Origin of the sequence: Stenotrophomonas riyadhensis (assembly GCF_040256885.1) — a bacterium.
Taxonomy (GTDB): domain Bacteria; phylum Pseudomonadota; class Gammaproteobacteria; order Xanthomonadales; family Xanthomonadaceae; genus Stenotrophomonas; species Stenotrophomonas riyadhensis.
This window is the reverse complement of sequence record NZ_CP155568.1, coordinates 2,827,534-2,851,950: the sequence shown is the minus strand read 5'-3', so window position 1 is coordinate 2,851,950 and position 24,417 is coordinate 2,827,534. Positions and strand designations below refer to the sequence as shown.

General features: G+C 66.7%; 23 protein-coding genes and 7 tRNA genes. 18 read left to right on the top strand and 12 right to left on the bottom strand.

Annotated elements, in window-relative coordinates:
- The first annotated feature begins 17 nt into the window (after window positions 1-17).
- From phaE to SriyCCGPB3_RS13280, 9 genes are all read left to right on the top strand, one after another.
- A complete protein-coding gene (gene phaE / locus SriyCCGPB3_RS13320; protein ID WP_350259401.1) occupies window positions 18-1,094 on the top strand; it encodes a class III poly(R)-hydroxyalkanoic acid synthase subunit PhaE in 1,077 nt (358 codons plus the stop codon).
- Window positions 1,091-2,158, top strand: coding sequence for a class III poly(R)-hydroxyalkanoic acid synthase subunit PhaC (locus SriyCCGPB3_RS13315; protein WP_180847282.1), 1,068 nt, complete (start codon window positions 1,091-1,093; stop codon window positions 2,156-2,158). Before phaE ends, SriyCCGPB3_RS13315 begins: the two co-directional genes overlap by 4 nt.
- Window positions 2,159-2,191: 33 nt before the next feature.
- The gene (locus tag SriyCCGPB3_RS13310; RefSeq protein WP_014037613.1) at window positions 2,192-2,560 is read left to right on the top strand and encodes a YfeK family protein; all 369 of its coding nucleotides are present in this window, start codon (window positions 2,192-2,194) and stop codon (window positions 2,558-2,560) included.
- A gap of 65 nt (window positions 2,561-2,625) precedes the next feature.
- Window positions 2,626-2,829, top strand: a complete 204-nt coding sequence (locus SriyCCGPB3_RS13305) for a PspC domain-containing protein (protein WP_010484929.1) — start codon at window positions 2,626-2,628, stop codon at window positions 2,827-2,829.
- Window positions 2,826-3,278: a hypothetical protein gene (locus SriyCCGPB3_RS13300; RefSeq protein WP_164080283.1), complete on the top strand. Its 453-nt coding sequence runs from the start codon at window positions 2,826-2,828 to the stop codon at window positions 3,276-3,278. The genes SriyCCGPB3_RS13305 and SriyCCGPB3_RS13300 overlap by 4 nt, the downstream gene beginning before the upstream one ends.
- 760 nt (window positions 3,279-4,038) lie before the next feature.
- Complete coding sequence (locus SriyCCGPB3_RS13295) at window positions 4,039-4,254, top strand: hypothetical protein (protein WP_006452005.1); 216 nt, start codon at window positions 4,039-4,041, stop codon at window positions 4,252-4,254.
- A gap of 207 nt (window positions 4,255-4,461) precedes the next feature.
- Window positions 4,462-6,849 (top strand): Tex family protein, encoded by a 2,388-nt coding sequence (locus SriyCCGPB3_RS13290; protein ID WP_350259400.1) that lies wholly within the window; start codon window positions 4,462-4,464, stop codon window positions 6,847-6,849.
- Between the two features lie 207 nt (window positions 6,850-7,056).
- Entirely contained in the window at window positions 7,057-9,246 is a 2,190-nt protein-coding gene (locus SriyCCGPB3_RS13285) for a PAS domain S-box protein (protein WP_350259399.1), read from the top strand.
- 62 nt (window positions 9,247-9,308) lie between these two features.
- Window positions 9,309-9,539 (top strand): hypothetical protein, encoded by a 231-nt coding sequence (locus tag SriyCCGPB3_RS13280; protein ID WP_094000872.1) that lies wholly within the window; start codon window positions 9,309-9,311, stop codon window positions 9,537-9,539.
- 45 nt (window positions 9,540-9,584) lie between these two features.
- Here SriyCCGPB3_RS13280 and SriyCCGPB3_RS13275 read toward each other — a convergent pair whose 3' ends face one another.
- The gene (locus SriyCCGPB3_RS13275; protein WP_164162578.1) at window positions 9,585-10,673 is read right to left on the bottom strand and encodes a DUF5694 domain-containing protein; all 1,089 of its coding nucleotides are present in this window, start codon (window positions 10,671-10,673) and stop codon (window positions 9,585-9,587) included.
- A 111-nt stretch (window positions 10,674-10,784) separates the two neighbouring features.
- Between SriyCCGPB3_RS13275 and SriyCCGPB3_RS13270 the strand changes: the two genes are divergently transcribed.
- Together SriyCCGPB3_RS13270 and SriyCCGPB3_RS13265 are read left to right on the top strand one after the other, a co-directional pair.
- Window positions 10,785-11,369 carry a GNAT family N-acetyltransferase gene (locus SriyCCGPB3_RS13270; protein ID WP_350259398.1) on the top strand — a complete coding sequence of 195 codons (585 nt, stop codon included), beginning with the start codon at window positions 10,785-10,787 and terminating at the stop codon, window positions 11,367-11,369.
- 254 nt (window positions 11,370-11,623) lie between these two features.
- Window positions 11,624-13,450, top strand: coding sequence for a methyl-accepting chemotaxis protein (locus tag SriyCCGPB3_RS13265; RefSeq protein WP_180847286.1), 1,827 nt, complete (start codon window positions 11,624-11,626; stop codon window positions 13,448-13,450).
- Here the strand turns inward: SriyCCGPB3_RS13265 and SriyCCGPB3_RS13260 are convergent.
- The 3 genes from SriyCCGPB3_RS13260 to SriyCCGPB3_RS13250 all read right to left on the bottom strand — a co-directional run bounded on the left by SriyCCGPB3_RS13260 (window position 13,447) and on the right by SriyCCGPB3_RS13250 (window position 15,699).
- Window positions 13,447-14,883: a GGDEF domain-containing protein gene (locus tag SriyCCGPB3_RS13260; protein WP_350259397.1), complete on the bottom strand. Its 1,437-nt coding sequence runs from the start codon at window positions 14,881-14,883 to the stop codon at window positions 13,447-13,449. The genes SriyCCGPB3_RS13265 and SriyCCGPB3_RS13260 overlap by 4 nt on opposite strands.
- 114 nt (window positions 14,884-14,997) lie before the next feature.
- The gene (locus SriyCCGPB3_RS13255) at window positions 14,998-15,543 is read right to left on the bottom strand and encodes a GNAT family N-acetyltransferase (RefSeq protein WP_110712713.1); all 546 of its coding nucleotides are present in this window, start codon (window positions 15,541-15,543) and stop codon (window positions 14,998-15,000) included.
- A 70-nt stretch (window positions 15,544-15,613) separates the two neighbouring features.
- Window positions 15,614-15,699: transfer RNA gene (locus SriyCCGPB3_RS13250), tRNA-Leu, on the bottom strand.
- 132 nt (window positions 15,700-15,831) lie between these two features.
- On the opposite strand from SriyCCGPB3_RS13250, the gene SriyCCGPB3_RS13245 reads away from it, so the two are divergent.
- Both SriyCCGPB3_RS13245 and SriyCCGPB3_RS13240 read left to right on the top strand, forming a co-directional pair.
- Complete coding sequence (locus SriyCCGPB3_RS13245) at window positions 15,832-16,212, top strand: response regulator (RefSeq protein ID WP_110712712.1); 381 nt, start codon at window positions 15,832-15,834, stop codon at window positions 16,210-16,212.
- A 69-nt stretch (window positions 16,213-16,281) separates the two neighbouring features.
- The gene (locus SriyCCGPB3_RS13240; protein ID WP_010484956.1) at window positions 16,282-16,479 is read left to right on the top strand and encodes a hypothetical protein; all 198 of its coding nucleotides are present in this window, start codon (window positions 16,282-16,284) and stop codon (window positions 16,477-16,479) included.
- 45 nt (window positions 16,480-16,524) lie between these two features.
- Here the strand turns inward: SriyCCGPB3_RS13240 and SriyCCGPB3_RS13235 are convergent, their stop codons facing one another.
- Window positions 16,525-17,481, bottom strand: a complete 957-nt coding sequence (locus SriyCCGPB3_RS13235) for an SOS response-associated peptidase family protein (RefSeq protein WP_110712711.1) — start codon at window positions 17,479-17,481, stop codon at window positions 16,525-16,527.
- A 77-nt stretch (window positions 17,482-17,558) separates the two neighbouring features.
- On the opposite strand from SriyCCGPB3_RS13235, the gene SriyCCGPB3_RS13230 reads away from it, so the two are divergent.
- A complete protein-coding gene (locus tag SriyCCGPB3_RS13230; RefSeq protein WP_153856087.1) occupies window positions 17,559-17,975 on the top strand; it encodes a GNAT family N-acetyltransferase in 417 nt (138 codons plus the stop codon).
- Between the two features lie 107 nt (window positions 17,976-18,082).
- Here the strand turns inward: SriyCCGPB3_RS13230 and SriyCCGPB3_RS13225 are convergent.
- The 7 genes from SriyCCGPB3_RS13225 to SriyCCGPB3_RS13195 form a co-directional block, all read right to left on the bottom strand.
- Window positions 18,083-18,158, bottom strand: a tRNA-Glu gene (locus SriyCCGPB3_RS13225).
- 47 nt (window positions 18,159-18,205) lie between these two features.
- Window positions 18,206-18,281: transfer RNA gene (locus SriyCCGPB3_RS13220), tRNA-Ala, on the bottom strand.
- A gap of 45 nt (window positions 18,282-18,326) precedes the next feature.
- Window positions 18,327-18,402, bottom strand: a tRNA-Glu gene (locus tag SriyCCGPB3_RS13215).
- Between the two features lie 49 nt (window positions 18,403-18,451).
- Window positions 18,452-18,527, bottom strand: a tRNA-Ala gene (locus SriyCCGPB3_RS13210).
- A gap of 184 nt (window positions 18,528-18,711) precedes the next feature.
- Window positions 18,712-18,787 (bottom strand) — tRNA-Glu (locus SriyCCGPB3_RS13205).
- A gap of 54 nt (window positions 18,788-18,841) precedes the next feature.
- Window positions 18,842-18,917, bottom strand: a tRNA-Ala gene (locus tag SriyCCGPB3_RS13200).
- A gap of 89 nt (window positions 18,918-19,006) precedes the next feature.
- Window positions 19,007-19,417: a heavy metal-responsive transcriptional regulator gene (locus SriyCCGPB3_RS13195; protein ID WP_110712709.1), complete on the bottom strand. Its 411-nt coding sequence runs from the start codon at window positions 19,415-19,417 to the stop codon at window positions 19,007-19,009.
- 186 nt (window positions 19,418-19,603) lie between these two features.
- On the opposite strand from SriyCCGPB3_RS13195, the gene SriyCCGPB3_RS13190 reads away from it, so the two are divergent.
- From SriyCCGPB3_RS13190 to SriyCCGPB3_RS13175, 4 genes are all read left to right on the top strand, one after another.
- Window positions 19,604-20,671: a GlxA family transcriptional regulator gene (locus tag SriyCCGPB3_RS13190; protein WP_110712708.1), complete on the top strand. Its 1,068-nt coding sequence runs from the start codon at window positions 19,604-19,606 to the stop codon at window positions 20,669-20,671.
- Between the two features lie 80 nt (window positions 20,672-20,751).
- Window positions 20,752-21,555, top strand: a complete 804-nt coding sequence (locus SriyCCGPB3_RS13185) for a TlpA disulfide reductase family protein (protein ID WP_164162581.1) — start codon at window positions 20,752-20,754, stop codon at window positions 21,553-21,555.
- A gap of 30 nt (window positions 21,556-21,585) precedes the next feature.
- Entirely contained in the window at window positions 21,586-22,422 is an 837-nt protein-coding gene (dsbG, locus tag SriyCCGPB3_RS13180) for a thiol:disulfide interchange protein DsbG (protein ID WP_350259396.1), read from the top strand.
- A 516-nt stretch (window positions 22,423-22,938) separates the two neighbouring features.
- Window positions 22,939-24,372: a DcaP family trimeric outer membrane transporter gene (locus SriyCCGPB3_RS13175; protein WP_350259395.1), complete on the top strand. Its 1,434-nt coding sequence runs from the start codon at window positions 22,939-22,941 to the stop codon at window positions 24,370-24,372.
- Window positions 24,373-24,417: the final 45 nt, after the last annotated feature.

The window sequence follows — 24,417 nt, the reverse complement described above, 5'->3', positions numbered from 1 at the left end:
CCCTGCGGAGGCCTGCGATGACCAGCTCGGCCCACGACGCCGGCAGCAGCGATTTCGAAACCCTGGCCCGGCAGTACTTCGGCGCCTGGGGCGATGCCCTGCGCCGTGCGACCACGCCCGGTGCGCCGGCTGGCGATGACCCTGGCAGCTGGCAACGGCTGTTCGACTGGTGGGGCCAGCTGCTGCCCGAACAGGGGCAGGGTGCGCCGGAAGATGCCGTGCGCCGCTTCCGCGAACAGGCGGGCAGCTGGTACGGCACCATGCAGGAAGTCGCCGCGCGTTTCGCCGGCCGCGACGCCAGCAGCACCGACGTGGCCCAGGCCTGGCGCGAGGCGGTGCAGGGGCAGGGCGATGGCATGCTGCAGTGGATGCTGCAGGGGGCCCGTGGCAGCACCCACGCTGGCGCCGCTGTACCGGAGTTTGCCGCCTGGCTGCAGCAGTTCCAGCTGCAGGCCGGCCCGTGGCTGCAGAGCCCGGCGTTCGGGCCCGGTCGTGAGCACCAGGCGCGCTGGCAGGCGCTGCTGCGGGCGCAGGAGGAATACCAGCAGCATTCGCGCGCCTATGTCGATCAGATCAAGCAGGCGCTGGACGAGGCCTTCGCGCTGTTCGAGCAGCGCCTGGCCGAGCACGAGCAGCCGGGCAGCCAGTTGACCAGCGCCCGCGCGATGTTCGACCTGTGGATCGAAGTGGCCGAGGAGGCCTATGCCAAGGTCGCCATGTCCGAGCCGTTCCAGCAGGTGTATGCCGCGCTGGGCAACGCACAGATGCGGCTGCGCGCCGGCCTGCAGCGCGAGGTGGAACAGATGAGTGAACGGATCGGCCTGCCGACCCGCAGCGAGATGGACGCCGCGCACCGCCGCATCGCCGAGCTGGAGCGCAGCCTGCGTCGCCTGCAGGCACAGGTGGTGGCCATGGCCGGTGCGGGCGAGGTCGATCCGGTGGCACAGCCGGCGCCGGCGAAGGTGAAGCCGGTCGCGCGCAAGGCCGCGAAGAAGGCCGCGCCGGCAAAGAAGGCGGCTGCGAAAAAGGCGCCTGCGAAAAAGGTGGCACCAAAGGCAGCGCCCCGTACTTCCACGCGGACGCGTGACCGATGAAAGGACCGCTGGGCTTCAACGCCGATGACCTGATGCAGGAAACCCTGGCCATGCAGCGCAAGCTGATGGAAGGGCTGAAGCTGCTGCCGCAGGTGGAAGACGTGGACTATGGCGTCACCGCCCGCGAGGAAGTCTGGCGCGACGGCAAGGTGGTGCTGTACCGCTTCGTCGGCGAACAGGCACCGACCCGCCGCACGCCGTTGCTGATCGTCTACGCGCTGGTCAACCGGCCGTACATGGTCGACCTGCAGGCCGATCGATCACTGGTGCAGAAGCTGCTGGCGCTGGGGCAGGACGTCTACGTGCTGGACTGGGGTTACCCGGATCGCTCGGAGCGCTTCCAGACCCTGGAGGACTATCTGCTGCGCTACATCGATGGCGCGGTCGATGCGCTGCGCGCGCGCAGTGGTGGACCGGTCGACCTGCTCGGCATCTGCCAGGGCGGCGTGTTCGCGCTGTGCTACGCCGCGCTGCGCCGACAGAAGCTGGGCAAGCTGATCACCATGGTCACCCCGGTCGATTTCCACACCGCCGACAACATGCTCTCGCACTGGGCGCAGCAGGTGGACGTGGACCTGCTGGTGGACACGCTGGGCAACATCCCGGCCGACCTGATGAATGCCAGTTACCTGATGCTCAAGCCGTTCCGCCTGAACGTGCAGAAGTACGTGGGCCTGCTCGACATCCTCGATGACAAGGCGGCGCTGGAGGATTTCCTGCGCATGGAGAAGTGGATCTTCGATTCACCGGACCTGGCGGGCGAGGCCTTCCGCGACTTCATCAAGCAGTTCTACCAGGGCAACGGGTTGATGAACGGCACGGTGCGGATCGGCGAGGAAGCGGTGGATCTGTCGCAGGTGACCCTGCCGGTGCTGAACATCTATGCCGAGCAGGACCATCTGGTGCCGCCGGATGCCTCGCGCGCGATGCGTGGACGCCTGGGCACCGAGGACTACACCGAGTCCAGTTTCCGTGGCGGCCATATCGGCATCTACGTGTCCGGCCGCGCGCAGCGCGAAGTGCCGGCCACGATCGATGGCTGGCTGAAGGCGCGCGACCTGTAGAGTCGAGCCATGCTCGACTGACTTGGGGGAATGATGACGTACCGGATTTGGTTGATTCTTGCGGCACTGCTGGCAGCGCCCCTTGCCCAGGCCGCACCCAGTGCGGATGCACGGCGGGAGATCGCCCAGCTGATCTCCAGCCTGGACGGCTCCCAATGCCGGTTCCAGCGCAATGGCAGCTGGTACGACGGCAGCGATGCGCGCGCGCACCTGCAGCGCAAGTACGACTACCTGCTGAAGAAGGACATGGTGGACAGCGCCGAGCAGTTCATCGAGCGCGCCGCCAGCCAGAGCAGCATGAGCGGCAAGCCCTATCGCATCCAGTGCCCGGGGCAGCCTGAACAGACCGCAGCCGCCTGGTTCGGCGCACGCCTGCAGGCCCTGCGCCACCGCACGCCGTAGACATGGGGGCGGTGTAGAGTCGAGCCATGCTCGACTGCTTTTTCCCGTAGCCTTTGAGGACTGCCATGAACACCACGCCGCGCACGCTGTCACGTTCATTGAACGACCGCATGATTGCCGGCGTGATGGGCGGCATCGCCCACCGCTTCGGCTGGAACCCCACGCTGGTACGGATCGTGTTCGTGCTGGTCTCGATCGGCTCGGCGGCTTTCCCCGGCATCCTGGTCTACCTGATCCTGTGGCTGCTGATGCCGAACGAGGCCGATTGAAGACCGTTCCAGAGCCCTGGCCGGTCTGGCTGCGCGCGCTGCAGGTGCTGGGCGCGGTGTGGACGTCACCCAATTCCCTGTTCGGTGTGATCGGCGGGCTGGCCGGCATGCTTGGCGGGGCGACGCTGCGTTGGAGCAGCCGTGACTGTGCGCTGGTGTTCGATCGCTGGCCGTGGGGGCCGGGTGGGGCGATCACCTTGGGCAATGTGATCCTGCACACCGGCCATGACCTGGGCATTTCCTGCCGCACCTATGCGCACCAGGCGGGGTGGGGCGTGGAGCCGCTGATCCGGCTGGACGACCACGAACGCGCACACGTGTACCAGTACATGGTGCTGGGGCCGCTGTACCTGCCGGTGTACCTGCTGTGCGGCGGGGTGAGTGCGCGCAATCCATTCGAGCGCGCGGCCGATCATTTCGCCCGGTTCGGGCACGGCTGGTGGCCGTAGTTTCCAGCCAACGGCGCAGCCCCTCGTGGCGTGGTCGCGGAATGCCTGCTTCCTGGGGGCTGGCCGGGCGGGTGGGGCTGGCGGGGACGCCGTGAACCCATCCATGGGGGCTTAGCCGCGGCATCCATGCCGCGGATACCCCGCCAGCCCCACCCACCCGGCCGCTGACAGTTTCCGTGCGCGCCAGGCCACGGAAGAGAATAAAGAACAGCAAAAGCGGGTCGCGCGCTGCGCTTGCTCGTGTAGAGCCGAGCCCGCGCTCGGCTTCGCGGACTGGCCTGAAAGCAGCCGAGCGTGGGCTCGACTCTACAAAGAGCGGCCAGCCAGGCTGCCATTGCTTTTGATCTTCTTTTTTCTTCTCCGTGGGTGGCAGGCCACCGAAATCTGTCAGCGGTCGGGAGGGTGGGTAGGCCGGGGTGTCCGCGGCATGGATGCCGCGGCCAAGCCCCCATGGATGGGTTCACGGCGTCCCCGGCCTACCCACCCTCCCGGCCAGCCCGCAGGAAACCGGCTTTCCGCGACCAACCAAACCACCCACGAGGGGCTGCGCCGTTGGCGGGAATCCCCCGCGGATTCGTTAGCCGGAAGTTAAAGATCCGTAAGCATTCTGCTGCGATCCCGCAGTCATCTGCATGCAACCGATCGTCATTAGCCTTCGTGACGTTCCAGTCAGGTTCGGCGCGGTAAGCTCTCCCTCGATGAGCTCGCAGCATCGCTCATCGAGTGCAGTACGCAGTAGCAATTTGGAGGAATACATCACATGGCAATCGTTCTTTATGTCGGTGGTAGCAAGGATGGCGAGAAGGGCGTGGTGCCCTACGGCTTCAGCAAATCCCGCGCCGACACCGCGCTGGGGCCGGAGTTCTACACGGAGCGGTTCATGGAACTGCAGGGTGTCGGCAAGGTCCGCCTGATGGCCCTGGAAAGCATGCGTGACGACATCGTCATGCAGCGCGCCGCCCGCCACTACCGCTGACCTTCGCAACACGCGGCAGGGCGCGCCCACCATCGCGCGCCCGCGCCGGCATCCCAGCCCAGGGCCAGTCCGAGCCCTCTCTTCGCCAGGATGCCGGCGTCCACTCCGGCCTCGCCGCTGAACCTCGCCCCCTGTCAATGCCTTGTCCGGCTCCGTCGTGGATTGCCAGAATGGGGTCTTCCCGAAACGCGGCACAGACCTGAAGCAATGCACGACGCCAAGAACGCCCAGAGCGCGCTCGCCCAGCAGATCGCCCAGACCATCGCCGACGAGATCGGTGCCCAGTCCGCCCAGGTACGTGCCGCCGTCGGCCTGCTCGATGAGGGCGCCAGCGTTCCGTTCATCGCGCGCTACCGCAAGGAAGTGACCGGGGGCCTGGACGACACCCAGCTGCGCAACCTGGAAGTGCGCCTGACCTACCTGCGCGAACTGGAAGACCGTCGCGCGGCGGTGCTGGCCAGCATCGGCGAGCAGGGCAAGCTCAGCGACGACCTGCGCAATGACATCCTGGCCGCCGATACCAAGAGCCGGCTGGAAGACCTGTACCTGCCGTACAAGCCCAAGCGCCGTACCCGCGCCCAGATCGCCCGCGAGGCCGGTCTGGAACCGCTGGCCGACGGCCTGCTGGGCGACCCGACGCAGGACCCGCAGGTGTTTGCTGCCGGTTTCGTCGACACCGACAAGGGCGTGGCCGACACCAAGGCCGCGCTGGAAGGCGCCCGCGCGATCCTGATGGAGCGCTGGGGCGAAGATGCCGCGCTGGTCGGTGAGCTGCGGACCTGGCTGGGCGAGACCGGCGTGATCCGCGCGCGCGTGGCCGAGGGCAAGGAAACCGAAGGCGCCAAGTACCGCGATTATTTTGAACACGCCGAGTCGCTGGCGAAGATTCCCTCGCACCGGTTGCTGGCGCTGTTCCGTGCGCGCCGCGAGGAAATCCTGTTCCTGGAACTGGACCCGGGCAGCGAGGCCGAGGCCGGCCACCAGTACGCCGAAGGGCGCGTGGCGCGCAAGGCCGGCATCGCCGACCAGGGCCGTGCCGCCGACCGCTGGCTGCTGGATGCCTGCCGCCTGACGTGGCGTGCCAAGCTGCACACCCATCTGCTGCTGGACCTGTTCAACCAGGCTCGCGAAAAGGCCGAGGCCGAAGCCATCGCAGTGTTCGGCGACAACCTGAAGGACCTGCTGCTGGCCGCGCCGGCCGGCCCGAAGACCGTGCTCGGGCTAGACCCGGGCATCCGCACCGGCTGCAAGATTGCCGTGGTCGATGCCACCGGCAAGCTGGTCGCCACCGAGACCATCTACCCGCACGAGCCGCGCCGCCAGTGGGACCAGTCGGTGCAGACGATCAAGCAGCTGTGCGCCAGGCACAACGTGGAACTGATCGCGATCGGCAACGGCACCGCCAGCCGCGAAACCGACAAGCTGGCCGGCGAAGCGATCAAGGCTGCCGCCAACCCGAAGCTGCAGAAGGTGGTGGTCAGCGAGGCGGGCGCGTCGGTGTACTCGGCGTCCGAGTTCGCGGCCAAGGAATTCCCGGGGCTGGACGTGTCGCTGCGTGGCGCGGTGTCGATCGCGCGCCGCCTGCAGGATCCGCTGGCCGAACTGGTCAAGATCGAACCCAAGGCGATCGGTGTCGGCCAGTACCAGCACGACGTGGACCAGTACCGCCTGGCACGGGCGCTGGATGCGCGGGTCGAGGACTGCGTGAATGCCGTGGGCGTGTACGTGAACACCGCTTCGGCCGCGCTGCTGTCGCGCGTGTCCGGCCTGTCGTCCACGGTGGCCGAGAACATCGTGCGCCATCGTGACGACAATGGCCCGTTCAAGCGTCGCAAGGACCTGCTGAAGGTCGCGCGCCTGGGCGAGAAGACCTTCGAGCAGTGCGCCGGCTTCCTGCGTATCGCCGATGGTGACCAGCCGCTGGACGCCTCGGCGGTGCACCCCGAAGCCTACCCGGTGGTCGAGCGCATCGTGGCCAGCACCGCGCGCCCGATCAAGGCGCTGATCGGTGATGGCAGCTTCCTGCGCGGCCTGAAGGCAGAACAGTTCACCGACGACACCTTCGGCGTGCCGACCGTGCGCGACATCCTCAAGGAGCTGGAGAAGCCGGGCCGTGACCCGCGCCCGGAGTTCAAGGCCGCGCGCTTCGCCGAAGGCGTCGAGGACATCAAGGACCTGCGCGAAGGCATGGTGCTGGAAGGGGTGGTGAGCAACGTCGCCGCCTTCGGGGCGTTTGTCGATATCGGCGTGCACCAGGACGGCCTGATCCACATTTCGGCGCTGTCCGATACCTTCGTGAAGGACCCGCGCGACGTGGTCAAGGCCGGCGACATCGTCAAGGTCAAGGTGCTGGAGGTGGACGTGCCGCGCAAGCGCATCGCCCTGACCCGGCGCCTGGACGACACCCCGGGCCAGGCCACCAGCCGCCCGGGCCAGCGCGATGAGCGCAGCCAGGGTCAGGGGCCGCGCCGCGACGCCGGCGGGCAGAACCGTGGGCCGAACCGCGGCCAGGGCAATGGCGGCCGCCCCGGCCCGTCGGCCCCACCGGCCAACAATGCCCTGGCCGAGGCCTTCGCCCGGGCCAAGCGCAGCTGAAGATCGTGCCCCCCGTCACGGTTGATCCGGGGCGGGGGACTTGTCGGTTTTCCCCGTGATTGCGCACACTTGCGCCTGAGGGGGGCGTTCGGCCTCCCCGCTGTCGCTGGGGAGGGCCATGACGCCAGCACGACCCGCCGTCTTCGTCGCAGGCTGCAGCGCTTCGCTGCGGTCGGCGCCTGCCCGCGCCGGCAGGGGGCCGGATTGATGGCGGGCCAGGGAAACAACGGCAACGGGCTGCTCGAGCGGCGCCTGCAGGAGCTGGCCGAAGAACGCCGCCGGCTGGCGATGATCATCGATGGCACCGCTGCGGGTACCTGGGAATGGAACGTGCAGACCGGCGAGATGCGGGTCAACGCACGCTGGGCCGAGATCGTCGGCTACCGCCTGGAAGAACTGGAACCGATCTGCCAGAGGACGTTCCTGAAGCTGGTCCATCCCGATGACATCGCGCTGTCCGACGCGGCGCTGGACGACCATTTCGAAGGGCGCAGCGACAACTACGCCTGCCTGCTGCGCATGCGCCACAAGAATGGCCAGTGGATCTGGATCCAGGACCGCGGCCGCGTCTTCGAATGGGACGGGCAGGGCAGGCCGCTGTGGATGGCCGGCGCCCATGCCGACGTCACCGAGCTGCAGCAGGCCCGGCAGGACGCCGCCGAGACCCGCCAGCGCCTGCAGGCGGTGGTCGATGCGTCCGATGAGGTGGCGGTGATCGCCACCGATACCGACGGCACCATCACCCTGTTCAATACCGGCGCGCAGCGCCTGCTCGGTTACACCGCGCCGGAGGTGGTCGGCCAGCGCCGCCTCGATGCCTTCCACGATCCGGCCGAACTGAAAGCCTGGTTGCAACCGCTGGCCGATGCTGATGGCAATCTTCCTGGCGTGTTCGAGGCGCTGAGCGCGCGTGCCGACGGGCAGACCTACTCGCGGCAGTGGACGCTGCTGCGCAAGGATGGCCAGTCACGCCAGGTGCGCCTGTCGATCAGCCGCATGGAGAGCGCCGATGGAGCACGCATCGGCTACGTCGGCATGGCCATCGACATTACCGAGATCCTGCAGGCGCGCGCCGAAGCACGGCTGTCGGCGGAGAAGTTCGCGGGCGCGTTCACCTCCGCCGCACTGGGCATGGCACTGGTGTCGCTGGAAGGGCGCTGGCTGGACGTCAACGACGCGCTGTGCCGGATCCTGGGCTATCCGCGCGAAGAACTGCTGCAGGTCGATTTCCAGCGGCTGACCCATCCCGACGACCTGCAGACCGACCTGGCCCTGGTGCAGGACCTGCTGGCCGGACGACGCAGCCACTATCACCTGGAAAAGCGCTATCTCGACCGCGACGGGCGCATCATCTGGGCGCGGCTGTCGGTATCGCTGGTGCGCAACGAGCACGGCGAGCCGCTGCATTTCGTGTCGCAGATCCAGGACATCACCGCCCAGCGCAGCAGTGAGCAGCGTCTGTTCGAGAGTGAACAACGCAGCCGCATCACGCTGGATGCAGTGGCCGACCTGGTGCTCAGCGTCAGCCTCGATGGCCGCATCGACTATGCCAATGCCGCCGCGGTGCGCACGCTGGCGGGCGATGGTGCGCTGTCGCTGGCCGGACACAAGGTACAGGACGTACTGGCGCTGACCACCGAGTACGCGCCCGGCTCGGTACTGGACGTGTCGGTACTGCTGGACCCGGAAAGCAATGCGGTGGACCTGCATGCCGATCTGTTGCTTCGCCTCGGCACCGCCACCGTACCGGTGGACCTGACCCGCGCCTGGTTGCGTGGTGACGAAGGCCACGTGCGCGGCGCGGTCTGGGTGCTGCGCGACGACACCCAGCAGCGTGCACGCCAGCGCGAAGCCCGCCACCTGGCCGAGATCGATCCGCTGACCGAGCTGAGCAACCGTCGCGGTTTCGAGGTGCACCTGCAGCAGGCCATCACCCGCGTCGAGCGCACCGGCCAGGCGGCCTCGTTGATGTACATCGATCTGGATCGCTTCAAGCCGGTCAACGACACCTGGGGCCATCTGGCCGGCGATGCCGTGCTGTGGGCAGTGGCCAGTGTGCTGCGCCACGGCGTGCGAGATTCGGACGTGGTGGCGCGGCTAGGGGGCGACGAATTCGCGGTGATCCTGTCCGGGTGCACGCCGCGACGCGCTGCCCGCATCGGCGCTGAGCTGCTGCACACGCTGGCATCTCTTTCCATTCCGTGGGACCAGGACCGGCTGCGGGTCGGCGCCAGCATCGGTATCGCGCCGCTGGCCGGTGGGATGAGCGTCGATCAGGCCGTGGCCGCTGCCGATGCCCAGTGCTACCGGGCCAAGGCGCTGGGTCGCAACAACGTGCAGGTGCAGGGCGAGGCCAGCGAGCTGCCCAGCGATGATTCCGAAACCGCCGAAGGCTGATCTCAGGCTGTGAGAGGACGCGCGCGAATACTGCGCGCATCCCCACTCGAGCAGTTGATCCCATGAAAGTCTGGAGCCCGGTTGCGCTGCGGGCGTATGCCCCGGCAATGGTCGGCTGGTGCCTGGCGCTGGCCGCCAGCCTGCGCCTGGAAGAAGTGCGCGACGATCTGCACGCGCAGGCGTTGCTGCCGGTCCTGCAGGGCGGTGCCATCGCCCTGCTGGTGTTCACGCTGTCCTGTATCGGCGGCGCCAGTCTCGTGTTGTGGCGGGCAGGCAGGAAGGGCGCAGGATGATGGCGCTGAGGGCACCGCCATCATCCCTGCGATCCGCGCCTGGCTTCAACGCAGCACTTCATCCGAACTGACCAGCTGCACGTCGTGCATCAGGTTGAGGTACGCCTCGTAGTAGCCCTTGTGCGAGGCGCCGACGATGGTCAGCATGCGCGCACCCGGCTGTTGCCCGAGTACGTCGCGCATGTTGGCGACCATGCGCAGGTTGCGGGTTTCCCAGTAGCCCACGTAGTTGCGGCCGAAGCCCTCCGGCGACGGCTCGACCAGGGTCGCACCGAAGTCGCTGTTGTAGGCCATCATCGCGGCGTCCGCGCTGTTGTACGCGCGATACATCTCGAGCAGCCCTTCGGGTTTGTCGAGATTGGCTTCGAGTTGCTCGTCAGCGGCCATTCGCGTCTCGACGAAGGGATTGTCCCAGGCGGCCCTGATGGCGGCAGCGTAGGCCTTCTTCCGGGATGCCGGCGTGGGCGAATCCGCGGTGTGGTCGTCGACCGACCACAGCCGTTCCAGGCCCAGCCGTGCGGCCAGTACGCCTGCGACCATGCCCACTTCGTTCGGCTTGGCCATGCGGGTGTCGAGGTAGCGCACCAGTTCAGGGGTCAGGCTGTCACCGGCACGACGCTCTTCACTGGGTAACCGCAGCCACTGCACGACGGCCGAACCGTTCTCGCCCGCAGCGAGGAAAACCGCGGCCAATCGGCGCCGCTGGGCGGCGCTGGGTTCGCTCGGCCAGTCCGCAAGCAGGCGTTCCATCTCGGCATTGGCGCTGGGAACGTCCAGGCCGGTCGCGGCCTGCGCCGGTGCTGGATCGACGCAGTAGTCCTCGACACTTCCGGCGTAGCGGCCTGGATTGCGGCGCATGAAGTCGCACTGCAGGCCGGACAGGTTCTCCACCGCGATCACCGTTGGCTGCCAGGCCTGCAGTCGCTGCAGCAGGGGCTCCAGCATTGCTGGCTTGAAGGTCTTCGGCAGGCTGGACAGGTGCGGGCTGCCCAGCACCAGGACCTCGTTCGGGCGACCGGCAGGCGGACCCTTCAGCTGGTCGGGATGGAAGGACGGCCGATAGGCGGCATCGGCAGCCAGGGCACCGGTACTGCACAGTCCCAGGAAGAGGTAGCTGGCCAAGCGTGCAAGCATGTGATCTCCGTGTCCGTGAACATCCTTCAGGTCACTGCATGCTGGCCGTTTCCCGGCGTCCGGGAATCCCCCGTTGGTCATGGCCCTTTCGGCTTGCGCTGCACGCGCCTCATGAGCGAGGCTGGATGCAATGAAATCGTGGTGCAGGACATGACCTCAGGCAACCGGGTGATCGAAAGTGCGAGGTTGTGCCTGCGGCCTTTCACGGCGGAGGATGCCGATGAGGTGTTCGCAGCGATCACGCCGGGGCTGACACGCTACATGGCCTTCGAGCCGCCGCCGTCGGAGGAGGCCTTCACTGCGGTCTGGCAGGCGTGGTTGCCCACCATCGCCGAGGGGACGGACATCACCTTTGTCATCCGCCGACGTGACGATGGCGCCTTCCTTGGTCTGGCCGGCCTGCATCGAACCATGGACGCCGAACCCGAACTCGGCATCTGGATCGATGAAGCGATGCATGGCCGGGGCTACGGCCGGGAAGCCGTGGCGGCGGTGTGGTCGTGGGCTTCCGGGCGCCTGCGATGCGCGGCATTCCGCTATCCGGTGGCCGAGCAGAACGCGCCGAGCCGGCGTCTGGCCGAATCCCTGGGGGGCGTGCCCGTCGCGCGTGAGCAGGAAGTGAAGTACACGGCGATCGTCTATCGCATTCCTGCGCGCATGCCTGGAGTTGCGACGGACGTCGCGGAATCCCGCTAAAGCCCCGAACCCCATCGCCGATATCCCCTCTGGATCCCGCTCCAGTCACCCGCTGCAGGACCCCAGGCTGCCCCCGATGGGCGGTCCGCGCTGTGTGTTCCGCCGTTGCCTATGCCGATCGCACCCGCACCAGACGTTCTTGCCAGCCGCTCGAGGGGTGCCTGCCGGTACCTGTAGTCCCAAGCAACTGAAGTTGCCGCCGGGCATCCCGCCCGTCGGGTCGCAACCGCTTACCGGACACCGAGGATCAGACAATGCTCATTCCAGGCTTCACGGCGGGCGCGCAGGCGCCGGCCGAGCTGCATACCCGTTGGTCGCCGTGGCGCGCGCTGCTGGGCGCCCTTGCTCCGCATCAGCGCACCCGCACCGAGCCGGCGGCAACCGACCGCGCCGAACTGGAAGCGCAGGTCGCGGCGCTGCATCGCGTGCAGGCCGTCATCGAGTTCGCGCTCGATGGCACCATCCTGCAGGCCAACGACAATTTCCTGCAGGCAATGGGCTACCGGCTGGAGGAGATCCAGGGCAAGCACCATTCACTGTTCGTCGATGCCGAGCAGGCGCGCAGCGCCGAATACCGCGACTTCTGGGCGCGGTTGGGGCGCGGCGAATATGACGCCGGACAGTATCGGCGCTTCGGCAAGGGCCAGCGCGAGATCTGGATCCAGGCGTCGTACAACCCGGTCCTGGATCGTCAGGGACGGCCGTACAAGGTGGTCAAGTTCGCCACCGACATCACCGCGCAGAAACTGCAGGCGGCCGATTCGGCCGGGCAGCTGGCGGCGATCGGCAAATCGCAGGCAGTGATCGAATTCGGCATGGACGGGCGCATCCTCTCGGCCAATGAGAACTTCCTCGCCGTCACCGGCTACAGCCTGGATGAGGTGCGTGGGCAGCACCACTCGCTGTTCGTCGAGCCGGGCCATCGCAGCAGCGATGAGTATCGCCGGTTCTGGGAGAAGCTCGGACGCGGCGAATACGATGCCGGCCAGTATCGCCGCTTGGGCAAGGGCGGGCGCGAGGTCTGGATCCAGGCCTCCTACAACCCCATCCTCGACCTCAACGGCAAGCCGTTCAAGGTCGTCAAGTACGCAACCGACATCACCGCGCAGGTGCATGAGAACCAGGCCATGCAGCGCGCCGTGGCGCAGACCCGGGAAGTGGTGGCCGCTGCCAAGCAGGGCGATCTGACCCGACGCGTTGCGATGACGGACAAGCAGGGTTCGATCGCGGAGCTGTGCGAGGGCGTGAACGCGCTGGTCGAGGCGATGGCCGCCATCATCGGCCAGATCAAGTTCGCCGCCGACACCATTGCGGTGGGCGCGACCGAAATCGCGCAGGGCAACAGTGACCTGTCGCAGCGCACCGAGCAGCAGGCCGCCTCGCTGGAGGAGACCGCGGTGTCGATGAAGGGCCTGGCCGAGACCGTGCAGCGCACCGCCACCAACGCACGCCAGGCCAGCCAGCTGGCCGGTGGCGCGGCCGATGTCGCTGCGCGTGGCGGCAGCGTGGTGCACGAGGTGGTCGAAACGATGGCGGTGATCAACGCGTCCTCGCGACGCATCGTCGACATCATCGGGGTGATCGATGGCATCGCCTTCCAGACCAACATCCTGGCGCTGAACGCAGCGGTGGAAGCGGCACGTGCGGGCGAACATGGCCGTGGCTTCGCCGTGGTCGCCACCGAGATCCGCGAGCTGTCGCAGCGCTCGGCCAGCGCGGCCAAGGAGATCAAGCACCTGATCGACGAGTCGGTTGCCAATGTGGGGGCCGGCACTGCCCAGGTCGAGAGTGCGGGCCGCACCATGGATGAGATCGTGACCAACGTCCGCCGGGTGAGCGACCTGATGACCGAGATCAGCACCGCCTCGCAGCAGCAGAGCGATGACATCCAGCAGATGAACCATGCGGTCGATCTGATCGACCAGGGCACCCAGCAGAACGCGGCCCTGGTCGAGGAGGCCTCGGCGGCGGCACGCAGCATGGAGGAACAATCGGCGCAGCTGCTGCAGACCGTAGCGAGCTTCCGTGTGCAGGGCGGGGGTGGCCATCCGCACGGGGTGGCCGCGTTGCACGCGGTCTAGGCACGGCGTCCGTCAGCCTCCTCCCCGGTCGTCGCGTCCGGGGCGAGCTGCACGCAGTTGCGGCCGGCGTGCTTGGCCCGGTACAGGGCCTGGTCGGCGCGGTCGACCAGGTCATCCGGCTCGCGCTCGTCGCCGGCAGCCTGCCAGGCCACGCCGACGCTGATGGTCACATGGCCGTGCGGGGCAGGCAGTGCCGCATGTTCGACAGCAGCGCGTAGCCGTTCGCCCAGATCCAGCGCGTGCGAGGTATCGGATGAGGGCAGGGCGGCAATGAACTCCTCGCCACCGTAGCGGGCCAGCAGGTCATCGCCGCGCTGCAGGCAGCCGTCGAGAATCGCCGCAACAGCGCGCAGGCGGCGGTCACCTTCAGGGTGACCGTAGGTGTAATTGAGCCGCTTGAAGTGATCGATGTCGATCATCAGCACGGCCAGGCCAAGGCCCTGGCGGCGGGCACGGCGGTGGGCCGCGCCAAGCGATTCATCGAAGCTGCGCCGGTTGCCCAGCCCGGTCAGCGGATCGCGCCGGGCCAGCGTTTCCAGCTCATCGCGCTGGCGCTGGATTTCGATCTGGCTCAGCACGCTGCGCAGCGCATAGCCGAGCAGGGCGCCGATGAAGCCGACCGTGGCCAGGGTCGGCTGCAGGCGTGCGACCAGCAGCGCTACCATCATCAGCAGCAACGGCAGCATCAGCGGCACGCCGGCATCGACGATGCGCCGCAGGCTGCGCGATACCGGCACCGCTGGGCGGCGGTTGTTGCCGGCCATGACCGCCAGCAGTACGAACAGTCCACTGATCAGCAGGTCGCCCCAGTTGCCGTCGGGCACCTGCGGCTGATAGGTATTGATGTAGAAGGCCAGCAGGAAGTAGCCCAGCGCGTAGATCGTCAGCGTCCGGAAAAAATCGCGGCGGTCCGGATTGTCCTCGGCCAGGAAACGGATCAGTGCGAAGCAGAACACCAGGCTGTTCTGCACGCTGCTCATGGTGTTCAGGCACTGCGTCCACAAGGCGGTGTTCAGTGGCGCCATCGCCCGCGTATGCCCGTAGTACAGCAGCCATAGCAGCGCGATGATCCCGAGGTCCACGGCACGGATATAGCGATTCCCGCCGCCCGGGCTGGCGGCCACGTAGGTCAATGGAATCCGGTAGAACACGTACAGGATCAACGATGACGCGGTCATCTGCGCAGGGTCGAGGCCAGCCACGTTGCGGTACAGCAGGGCCAGCAATGCAAGCGAGAACAGGGCGACGGCGGCGCCCAGCATCCGCCACTTGCAGGCGGCCTGGCTGTCCCGTGCGCGCCTCAGGCAGGCCAGTGCGGCCAACAGAGGAGCGGTGATCAGCAGAAGATAGGAGCCCACTGGGTCCTGGGGGCCGATCAAGGCAATGACGAGCGCGTGCGTGACCAGAAAAAACAGTGCAGCACGCAACGTCATGCATTCCCCCGCCCCCGGATCCGGCAGGATCACGATAGGCAGATGTACGTGAGGCTGGCAAGAAAAGTGTGCGCTGCGTCTAGTGACAACCTTGTCAGAAGTCGCAGTTGTATTTCAAAGGGGTGACGCGACGGTGCCTTCAAGGTGGGCGTACATCCAGAAGTTCCGGGGATGGCCCTGCACCTTGCGATAGGCGCACAGCAGCCCTTCGCGCTGCATGCCGAGGCGTTCCAGCACGGCGATCGAGCGGGCGTTGCTGTCCAGGACGGTCGCCTGGATGCGCGTCAGCGACCGTACCGCATGGCCCCAGTCGAGCACCGCGCGCGCCGCCTGCGTGGCCAGCCCCTGTCCCTGCCAGTGCGGGTCCAGGTCATAGGCCAGCTCGCCGCGGCCATGCTGGAGATCGATTCCGTTCAGGCCGAAGGTGCCGATCAAGCGATCGTGGGCATCCACCAGCGCCCAGCGCGGGTCGGGGGACGCAGGTCGGTAGCTGGCGACCTGCTGGCGCAATGCAGCTTCGGAGATGTCGCCCCAGCTGGTGTGTTCGATCACGCCTGGTAGAGAGAGGTAGCGGGACCATGCAACCGCATCGTCCACCCGCAGGGCGCGCAGGCGTGCGGGCAGGGTGTCTGGAAGTGACGGCAGGCGCGAGGCAGGCATGCCGGGCAGTGTGGCCGCCCCGGACCTGGAAAAGCAAAAGGCCAGGTCGAGGACCTGGCCTTTGATGCTGTGGTGCCGGTGAAAGGACTCGAACCTTCATGGGGTTACCCCCGGCTGATTTTGAGTCAGCTGCGTATACCATTCCGCCACACCGGCAGGCAGCGTGCGAGTGTAACCGAGGTTGGCAGGCCTTTCATAGAGGCAAGGCCAAACAGGGCGCTTCCTGTCGGCTTCGGCTCTGTGGTGGCTATACTGCGGCGGCTTGAATGCCTCCAGGAGCAGTAGCCGATGACAGTGTTGCAGGACCTGAGGGTGCTGGTGGTAGAGAACGACGAGATGAGTGCCGCACTGCTGCAGATGCAGTTGGTGCACGCCGGTGCGACCGTGGTCGGGCTTGCAGCGAGTGTGGACGAGGCGCTGCGGCTCCTGCAGGAAAGCTCTCCAGACGTGGCGCTGCTCGATTACCGCTTGGCGCGGAACGAGACCAGCGAACCGGTGGCCGCAGCGTTGTCGGCACGTGGCGTGCCGTTCGTGCTGGCGACCGGGATGCTGGCTGAGCAGCTGCCCGCGTCGATGCTGACCGGCGTGCTGCTGGTCAAGCCGTACCTGTCGGCGGATCTGTGCCAGGCGCTGGTGCGCGCGGTGGGTCGCTCCCGGGTCAAGGCCTGACTGGCTCTGGCGGAGACCACGAGCGTATGCTGCTCTGGCCTGAATGCTCAGGCCTACAAGGAGAGTGGCATGAAGAAGTGGATCAAGCGCATGGTTGCTGCGGGTGTCCTTTCGATGGCGGTCTTCGGTGGTACGGCCTCTGCCGCGTGGTGCGGCCAGCCCTGTTTCCAGCTCTACAAGAGCTGTATCGCACGGGGCGGTGAGGTCGAACAATGCCTGCAGGAACAGGCCTTCTGCGAAGAGGCGATGTGCGGCGGCAATCCCTGATCCAGGAACCCCGCCCAGGCGGGGTTTTTCATCTGCGCGCAGTGTTCAGCCCACTTCCTCGTACACATAGCGGACGTCCTCACGGTCGTCGAGAATCCGGTATTGCCGGGCCAGGTCATCCGGATCGGGATTGAGCCAGGCGTCCAGGTGCTCCCTGCGGATCGGCACCACGCCGCGATCATGGCCTGCAGCGGCGACGTCGTGCGAAGGCGCGTCGGTGATCGTGGCGAATGACAGCAGGCGACCTTCCGGGCCCTCCCATTCGGCCCAGAGGCAGGCCAACAGCAGGTCACGCTGTGGATCGGGGCGGAACTCCAGCACCACGTCATCTTCCTTCTCGCCGGCGTCGAGCGTGCGCCCGGCGATGGCATGTCGGGGGACGTGCTCGTAGAACGCCTGCACCACCACCACTCCATGACGCAGGCCGAACGCGCCGCGCCAATAGCCTTCCAGGCTGTCGCGCCGCGCGTTGTAGGTGCCCGGATAGAGCACGTCGTTGCGCGCGGGCTTGTCCGGCAGCCGGCACTGGTAGCGCATCGGCTTGATCACGCGTTTGCCGCCCTCGCTGACCATCACCGGTGCGTAGGTGCCGGGGAAAATGCGGTTGTCGCGCGGCAGCAGCTGTACCCGGTGCAGGTCTTCCAGCCGAGCCTGCGCACGATCGATGCGGTTGCCGGCCACGCGCAGGTCGTTGCGTGCCTTCTGGGTGGGGCGGGTCGCCAGCGTGGCGTTGGCGATATCGCGTCGTTCGCGCTGGCGCGCCAGCTCCGCCTCGAGATCGTGACGTTCCTGCGCGTGCCATTGCTGGATCTTTGCCACGATGTCGCGGCCCTGCTCGGTGCGCGCAGCGGCAAAGCCGTCGTCCATGGCCTTGGGCGTCTTCGGGCGCTTCTTGCCGGGATCATGCGCGTACAGCTCCGCGAAATCTTCCAGCGACAGGATGGCGCCGAACTCGCGGACCAGCTTGGCGTAGTCGGCGCGGATCAGGGCGGAATAGCACATGGATGTTCTGCCGGCATGGGTCGCAGCAGCTGCGACGTGGATGCGGCAGGATAGCCCGACCTACAGGGAGATACCGCATGAACGATTCCGTCGCCTGCCAGTTCCGCGAGGCCGTGCCCACGGTCGAGGACTACTGCCAGCTGCGCGTGCTGGCGGGCCTCAGTGCCAAGAGCCAGGAGGCCGCAGCGCGCGCACTGCCCAATACGCTGTTTGGTGTCTGTGCGTACCAGGGCAGTGAGCTGGTAGCGATGGGGCGCATCGTCGGTGATGGTGGCTGCCACCTGCAGGTCTGCGATATCGCCGTGTTGCCGCGGCTGCAGGGGCAGGGCCTGGGCAAGGAAGTGATGCGTCGCCTGGATGGCTGGATGCAGGCGAACCTGCCGCCATCGGCGTACGTCAGCCTGCTTGCCGATGGTGAAGCGCACCGGTTGTATGCGCAGTTTGGCTTCGCGCCCACCGCGCCGGCATCGATCGGGATGTATCGCCGGTTCTGAGGTGTGGTCGAGGATGAAGCCATCCACGCCCTGCGTGGATGGGGGCGGGCTGGATGGCAGATCGCAGGCAAAGAAAAACCCCGGCCGAAGCCGGGGTTTTAAAGAATTGGCGTCCCCACGGGGATTCGAACCCCGGTCGCCACCGTGAAAGGGTGATGTCCTAGGCCTCTAGACGATGGGGACGCACGAAAACTTCAAGTTGTAGATCCTTCGACGGCCTAATGTCGAAGTGGTGGAGCCAAGCGGGATCGAACCGCTGACCTCCTGCATGCCATGCAGGCGCTCTCCCAGCTGAGCTATGGCCCCATGAAACTCCGGATGATCTGCCGGGAGCAGAGTCCGTTTTGAAACTGGCGTCCCCACGGGGATTCGAACCCCGGTCGCCACCGTGAAAGGGTGATGTCCTAGGCCTCTAGACGATGGGGACGCACGAAAAACTTCAAGTTGTAGAACCTTCGACGGCCTAATGTCGAAAGTGGTGGAGCCAAGCGGGATCGAACCGCTGACCTCCTGCATGCCATGCAGGCGCTCTCCCAGCTGAGCTATGGCCCCGTGTTACCGAGCCGCCTATCATACCTGCGTGTTCACGTTTGTGGAAGTCTTTTTTGAACTTTTTTCGTTCCGGTTCAACCGCAGCCACGAGGGCAGGGGAACCGCAACGCCACAAGCTGAATGCCGGTAGGCGGTGAACAAAAAAGACCCGGTTATCGGCCGGGTCCTCGTTGTTCGTGATGAGTGGCGTCCCCACGGGGATTCGAACCCCGGTCGCCACCGTGAAAGGGTGATGTCCTAGGCCTCTAGACGATGGGGACGCAATTCTCATCAATGTTCTTTAGCGACCTTTCGACGGCCTAATGCCGAAAGATTGGTGGAGCCAAGCGGGATCGAACCGCTGACCTCCTGCATGCCATGCAGGCGCTCTCCCAGCTGAGCTATGGCCCCACGTCGCTGAGGAGCGAAATAATAGCCTTGCCCCAGGGGGTTGGCAAGCATTTGTTGCACTTTTCTTCACGCGTGTTGCGACGCCGATGTCAGTCGCCTGCGGCCGTGGTGTCGTCGGTCAGAGCGGCCAGGATCGGGCACTGGTCCAGCGCGCCATGGCCGGGGCAGGCGTCGACCAGCTGCGACAGCGCGATGTGCATGCGCTGCAGTTCGGCCATCCGTTGTGCGATGTCCTGCAGGCGGGCCTGCGCGGTGTCGCGCACGCTGCCCATGTCCTGCTGGTGGCGATCACTGAGCGCGAGCAGTTCTCCGATCTCCTCCAGGCTGAAGCCCAGTGCCTTGGCGCGGCGGATGAAGCGCAGCCGGCGCAGATCCGGCTCGCCGAAGATGCGGTAACCCCCGGCCGAGCGGGCCGCCGTCGGCAGCAGCTGCTGGCGTTCGTAGTAGCGGACCGTATCGATCGGCACGCCTGCCTGGCGGGCCAGTTGTCCAATGTTCATGGCGGATTCCTGCGGGGGCTGCCGGCCATTGTGAAGCCTTGAGTCTGGTCGAGAGTCAAGGCTTTGCAGCGGTGTGCGTATTCAGCGCACTTTGCAACGTTCTTCATAGCCCTGCCGCTGGACCAGTTCCTACCCTTCGCCTGAACCGGCCATTCGATGGCCTGCAACGAACCGAGGAGGTGGTCAGTGGATGGAATCAGGAACGAGGGATTCGTCGAGGTCGCGGTGGTCGAGTATCCCGGAGGCGATCCGTCCGCCGCTTCGGTGCTGGCGGAGATGGCGCACGTCGCCAATCGCCTGGCCCAGCAGCAGCGTCGGCCGTTCAAGCGCGTGGTGGTCACACGCTGGATCGTGCCGGCCAGCCAGACTGGCGTACATCGCATCGCCGGTGCGGAAATGCTCGATGCAGCCATTCCGGCGGTGATCGCTGTTCCCGGCCAGATCAGCGCAGGTGCCTGCCTGCGTGCCGAGGAAGTGCTGCTGGACTGGCTGCGCGCGCACTACGACGGTGGCAGTCTGCTGGCCGCCGCCAGCGACGGGGTCAGCGTGCTGGCGCGCGCCGGGTTGCTGGCGGGGCGCACGGTAAGCGGGCCTGATCTGGGGCGTCATCCGGGCCTGCAGGCGCAGGCCGCGAGCTGGGTGCCCAGTGAGCGGGCGCTGGTGGATGATGGCGATCTGCTGACGGTGGGAGGATCACAGGCGTGGCGCTTCCTCGGCCTGCGCCTGCTGTACCGGCTGCATGGGCAGGGCGTGGCCAGCGCTGTCGCACAGCAGCTGGGCATCACCGTGCCGGCGCCGATCCAGCAGGACCTGGAGCGCTTCAGTGCCAATTTCGCTCATGGTGATCGCGACGTGCTGAAGGCGCAGCGGTGGCTGCATACCACTGCGGCACGAGGTGCCACCCTGGCTGCGATCTGCGAGGTTTCCGGGTTGGAGCCGCGCACGCTGCAGCGACGGTTTCTTCGGGCTACCGGTCTGCGCCCGATCGAATACTGCCAGCGGCTGCGCATTGCCAAGGCCCAGACCCTGCTGCAGCAGGGGGGCGGCATCGACGAAGTCGCCTGGGGCGTGGGCTATGCCGATCAGAGCGCTTTCCGTCGCCTGTTCCTTCGTATCGTGGGAATGACACCGGCCAACTATCGCCGCCACGTCAACAGCAAGCGGCGTGAGCGGCCCCTGATGCCCTCGGTCGCAGGCAGCCTGCGGGGGTTGCAGGCACCGTCGGGTGTGCAGTTGGGCCGAAGTGCCGCCTGATGCCTGATGTCGGGCAGCGCTTGCAACCTGGGCGCGACGCTTCGACCATGCAGGCAGTGGACGATTGAGCAGGTGGGCTGATGTCGAGTGTTGGACCGGTTCCCATGCCGGTAGTGTTGATCCTCGTTTGCATGTTGCTGGCCATGGCTGTTGCCCGTCTGTGGCCACGCAGGAAAGGCGAAGCGCCGCTGCCATCGGCAGCAAGCATGGTGTTGGACATGCTGTTGATCGGCCTGTTGTGTGGCCGCATCAGTTTTGTCGCCCTGAACTTCGCGCTCTACCGCGAGGCGCCCTGGGGCATTCTGCAGATCGCCGACGGCGGCTATCACCTGGCGGTGGTGCTGGTGGCAGGTCTGGCCTGGGGGTTGTGGCGCTTGCGGCGGTGGCCTGCGCTGCGTGCGCCGGTGCTGGCCAGCGCTCTGATTGGCGTGCTGCTCTGGGCGGGTGGTGGCCTGCTGCTGTCGGCCTGGCAGGAGCGGCAGATGCCGTTGCCGGCGCTGCAGGTGGCGGACCTTCAAGGCGATCGTATCGATCTGCAGCAGTTCCGCGGCAAGCCGCTGGTGCTGAATCTGTGGGCCACATGGTGCGGGCCCTGCCGCCGTGAGATGCCGGTGCTGGCGGCGGCACAACAGGCACATGATGACGTGCAGTTCGTATTCCTCAACCAGGGCGAAACCCTGGAGGAGGTCCAGGGTTTCCTTGCCAGCGAACGACTGATGCTGGGCAACGTGTTGCTGGATGATGACGCTGTCGCTTCAACCGTGCTCGGCGTGCAGGCGTATCCTTCCACGCTCTTTTTCGGTGCCGATGGGCGCCTGCGTGAACTGCACCTGGGCGAACTGACTGCGGCCGGCCTTGAACACAAACTGCGCCGGCTGCGGTAGCCTGCGCGGGCATCTCACTACGGAGTTCCCATGTTGTCGACTTCCATGCGCATCGCTCCGGCGGTGCTGTTGCTGCCGGTCATGCTGGCATTGGCCGCCTGCAGCCAGGCCCAGACCCCGCGGGGCAAGACGGCCCCGGCGGCAACTGCTCCGGCCGCTGCCACCAAGGGCGACCGTCCGGCCGTGCTGAAGGGCATCGAGAAGCACGGTTTCGAGGTCGTTGCCGAGTTCGATGCACCGGGTGGCCTGCGCGGCTTTGCGGGTGTGGTGGGCGGCCAGCAACCGGCCGCGGCCTACGTCACCGCCGACGGCAAGCACGTACTGGTAGGCAGCCTGTTCGATGCCGAGGGCAACGACGTGGCCGCCGAGGCCGTCGAGAAGCTGGTCGCCGCGCCGATGTCGGCCAAGATGTGGACCAAGCTGGAAGCCAGTGCGTGGGTACGTGATGGCAAGGCCGACGCGCCGCGCGTGGTCTATACCTTCAGCGATGCCAACTGCCCGTACTGCCACAAGTTCTGGGAAGCGGCACGGCCGTGGGTTGATGCCGGCAAGGTGCAGCTGCGTCACATCATGGTTGGCGTGATCCGCGAGGACAGCCCGGCCAAGGCCGCGGCGATCCTCGCCGCGCGTGACCCGAGTGCAGCACTGTTGCAGAACGAGCACGATTTTGATCGCGGTGGCATCAAGGCGCTGCCGAACATCAGCCGCGAGATCGCTGGCAAGCTCGACGCCAATCAGGTGCTGATGATCGAGATGGGCTTCCAGGGCACGCCGGGCATCCTGTTCCAGGACGCACAGGGCCAGGTGCAGCGTCGCGCCGGCCTGCCGCAGGGTACAGACCTGCAGACGGTGCTGGGCCCGCGCTGAGTCGCGCCGCCCATCGTGAATGACCCACAGGCCCGCATGGCAGCATGCGGGCCTGTTGCTTTCCGTGATCAGGATCGATGCTTCGGCCTGCGCATCACCTGTTCGTCGTCACGTCTGAATAGTGACTGACATCAAGCCTCGCGCCTTGATTCCAATCAAGGCCAAAAACGACAGGCGAATTAGCCTGTGACGCATGGAATACAGCGTCAACGCGCAATGGATGCCGCGCTCGCCAGGCCCTGATCGGGGCCGGTCGGCTCAGCCATTCACGACACTCTCACCCTGTGCTTGTTACCCAGACCGCTGCGGTCGCCACCTCTCTGGCAGCGCGGCCTTGATGGCGTCGACATCGGTGCGGGCAGGGCAGTGTCATCGTCCTGTTGCCTGCCATGCGCAGGCTGGCCGGTGTCGTCGACGCAGTATCCGCATTTCCAGCAACGGCAGCGCGAGGCCGGAGCGGCGCATGCGTGCGCCCCGTCTGCGTGCTGCGAACAGGGGTCGTCCAGGGAGGATGCAATGCGCGTGGCGGTACTGAGCCTGGCCTGCGTGACCGCACTGGCGATCACGCCGGCGTATGCGCAGGCGGATGACAAGGAGGACGCACAGGCGCTGCGTCGCGAGATTGCGGCCATGCGGCAGGCGCTGGAGGGCATGCAGCAGCGGTTGGACCGCCTTGAGCAGCACGATGCAACCGTTGGGCCTGCCACCGCGCAGGCACCCGCCGCCGTGGTCGCGCCTGCCAGCACTGCCAACCTGCTGCACCCCACGCAGGTACCGGGCGTGGCACAGCCGGTGCTGCCGCAGCGTGAGTCGGTGGCCGATCCGTCCACCGCCGCGTCGCGACCGGACAGTGCGGCCGGCCCGACCGATCCGGATCTGAAGGGCTTCTTCGCCATTCCGGGTACTGACACGGTGATCCGTATCGGCGGCTACGCCAAGCTGGATGCCATCGCCGATTCGCGTGCAGCGGGGGATGAGGATCAGTTCATTCCCTCGTCGATGCCGGTCGGTGGCAGTCATCGTGATGTCTCGAACTTCAACATCCATGCCAAGCAGACCCGCTTCAGCTTCGAGGCGCGACGTCCGACCACGCACGGCAACCTGCGCTTCTACCTGGAGAACGACTTCTTCGGCAGTAGTGACGGCTACGAATTCCGGCTGCGCCATGCCTATGGCCAGCTCGGCAATACCTACGCCGGTTACGGCTACTCCAGCTTCATGGATCCGGACAGCCTGCCCGATACATTGGATTTCGCAGGTCCCGGCGGTGCCGGCTACCTGCTGGTGGCAGGCATCCACCACAGTTTCGCGATGGGCAAGGGCAACACCCTGACCGTCGCCGCCGAAGATCCGAAGACCGAACTGGCCGGTGCCAGCGATGAGCGCGCCGCCGTGAACCGGCTGCCGGATGTGACGGTGACTGCGCGCATGGAGCGCGACTGGGGCCACCTGCAGCTTGGCGCAGTGGCACGCAGCCTGGCCTATGACGGCGTTGGCGAGCGCGACCGGCGCATGGCCGGTGGCCTGCAACTCAGCGGTTCGGCCTCGGTGGGCGAGCGCGACCTGCTGCTGTTCGGCACGCTCGGCGGGCGCGGCCTCAGCCGTTATACCGCCGACCTGACCGGTTCCGGACTGGACGCAGTGGTTGGTGCCGATGGCCGCCTCGATGCGCTGGACCTGCACGGTGGGTTCATTGGCTACACGCATTACTGGTCCGGGTTGTGGCGTTCGAACCTGATCATCGGCCAGCTGACCCTGGAGCGGAATGCCGCACTGGCGGCCGACGCATTCCGTCAGAGCCGCTACGGCGTGTTCAACCTGATCTGGAGCCCGGCGCCGTCGTGGACGATGGGCATGGAGCTGCTGTACGGCCGCCTGGAACAGCAGGGCGGCGCACGCGGCGACACGGTCCGGGTGCAGGGCAGCCTGCAATACAACTTCATCAAATAAGCGCCAGCGGTCGTACGCCAGCGTAACCGTCCCCACGCCCGGTTG